The sequence below is a fragment of the Tersicoccus mangrovi genome (assembly GCF_036881825.1).
GTDB classification, from domain to species: domain Bacteria; phylum Actinomycetota; class Actinomycetes; order Actinomycetales; family Micrococcaceae; genus Tersicoccus; species Tersicoccus mangrovi.
The window spans coordinates 1-867 of sequence record NZ_JBAJMW010000021.1 but is presented as its reverse complement, the minus strand read 5'-3'; the positions used below and the strand labels follow the sequence as shown (position 1 = coordinate 867).

The following is an 867-nucleotide window of genomic DNA, read 5'->3' as shown; positions in this document are numbered from 1 at the left end:
CGGTGGGGCAACGACGACACCTACTACAGTGCCGTTCTGGCCCAGTTCTGGGCCGACCAGGCCAGGGCCCGGCCGAAGGCCTTCAAGCTGGAGGCGTTGCCGCTGCTGCGGCACCTGGTGATCGACCTGCTCAACGAAAAGATCTCCCCGCAGCAGATCAGCGTGCGGCTGCGTCGGCTCTTCCCCGACGATGAGGACATGCAGATCAGTCACGAGAGCATCTACCAGGCGCTCTACGTCCAGGGCGCCGGGACGCTGCGGCACGAGCTGAAAGTCGAAGGCGCGATCCGCTCGGGCCGCACGAGCCGCAAACCGGTCTCCAAACTACCGGCCCGGTCCAAGCGCACGTGGTTGGCCGGGCACCGGCTGGCGGACCGGGACGAGGTCACCGCTGCCGAGCACGCGGGCCGGAAGGTCCCCGGGCACTGGGAGGGTGACCTGGTCGTGGGTCCGAACAATTCCGGGATCATCACCCTGGTCGAGCGGGCCTCCCGGTTCACCCTCCTGGGCCGGCTGCCCGGCACCCGGGACTCGACCACCGTGATCGACAAGCTCACGACCATGATCGAGACACTGCCCGACGCGGTCGCCCGCTCGATCACCTGGGACCAGGGCACGGAGATGGCCCAGCACGCCCGGTTCACCGTGGCGACCGGGTGCCCGGTGTACTTCTGCGACCCGCACTCCCCGTGGCAGCGGCCCACGAACGAGAACCTCAACGGGCAGCTGCGCTGGGAATACCCCAAAGGCACCGACTTCAACCACATCAGCGACGACGAGCTCCGCTCCGTCCAGGACATGCTCAACGCCCGCCCCCGCGTCATCCTCCACGGAGCCACCCCCAGTGAGACACTCGACGAACTGATA

General features: G+C 67.8%; 1 protein-coding gene. It reads left to right on the top strand.

Annotation, left to right across the window (positions count from 1 at the left end; translation table 11 throughout):
• On the top strand, window positions 1-867 hold an 867-nt coding region (locus tag V6N00_RS17190; RefSeq protein WP_334234328.1), incomplete at both ends, for an IS30 family transposase.